This window comes from Clostridium collagenovorans DSM 3089 (genome assembly GCF_900130005.1).
Lineage (GTDB): Bacteria > Bacillota > Clostridia > Clostridiales > Clostridiaceae > Clostridium_D > Clostridium_D collagenovorans.
The window spans coordinates 1-1,401 of the sequence record NZ_FQXP01000027.1; the positions used below are offsets into that span (position 1 = coordinate 1).

1 rRNA gene is annotated in these 1,401 nt (G+C 23.1%); it reads left to right on the plus strand.

Annotated features, from left to right (window positions below):
• Positions 1–94 (plus strand): 5S ribosomal RNA (gene rrf / locus BUA48_RS15210); the annotation flags it as partial.
• Positions 95–1,401 lie beyond the last annotated feature (1,307 nt).

Below are 1,401 nucleotides of genomic sequence, written 5' to 3' on the forward strand. Positions count from 1 at the left end.
AACACCCCTTCCCATTCCGAACAGGCAGGTTAAGCTTTACAGCGCTGATGGTACTGCAGGGGAGGCCCTGTGGGAGAGTAAGACATCGCCGGGTAGAAGAACTTCATATTATATATGAAGTTCTTTTTGTTTTTTGCTAAAATAAGCTTCCATAATTATTTATAATAGTAAGAATAGATTTATAGCAATAAGAATACTAAAAAGTAATAAATAATGTAATTATTATTTTAAAATATTCTCCAATAGGGCTTGATCAGTATGATTTTTTCTAAAGATCTCTTAACATTAGATAAATATTAAAAGGAATTACTTTAAATGAATAAAAATATTTTATAGTTAGTCAATTATAGATAAAAGGATAAAAATTTAGATTATAATAGTAAATTGAGTTTATTTATTAGGCGATAATAATATATTTGTAAAGTTATATATTATGAGAAGAGATTTATAGTATAAAGGATTTTTAAGATAATACTGTATAAGGTTAAGTTTTAATCTAGAATGAGACTTTAGTTAATTTATAGAAATTTTCTTGATTTAATATATATATATGATTATTTATGGAGATTTTTTATAAGAAATAAGAGGACAGTAAAAAATATTAGATCTTATACACTTTAAGAATGAGACTTTAAATAGGAGTATATAGGTATATACTAATAAATACTATTATGTTTAAGATAAGTAGAATATATAAGTCTAATTGAATATTTTCAATAGATAAGGGGGATTCAGTAAAGACTAAGTGCACTATTTTAATTCCTTTAAATATGAATTTTTAAATTTTATCTTTAAATTTTTAATCTATATATGAGGGATATAATAGAAAAGAACTACTATAATATATAATTTTTCAGATGAATAATAAAAACTTATAGAAAGGTAAAGGATGAAAAAGTATTTTATCTAGAAAAAAATATAAGTTTATTATTAAGAAAAGTAATATAAAGGTTTTAAAGTTAGCAGCAATAGAGAGAGAAATAATGATTTTTTACAATATAGGTATTTAGAAAAATACTTAGATAAGTACTATAAAAATGTATAAAGATGTGATTTATAGGGTAAACTCTACCTAGTGTATTTATAAAAGATAAATATAGAAATAAGTAGATATAAAGAGAAAATAGAGAATAAACTTAATAAATTAGATTTGAATAAAGAAATTTATATTATGAATATGATATTATATATTTCGTCGCTGAGAGGCACTGAAGTAAACAACAAACCAAGAAAAAAATCTTGAAAAAAGTTGTTGACAAAGAATATCAAGTTTGATATTATAAGGGAGTCGCTTCTGAGAAACGACAGAAAAACATGGTCTTTGAAAATTAAACAGAGTAATAAAGAAACAACTCGTAAAATGCTTTGAGTAATAAATAAAATCTTATCGAAAGATAAGTA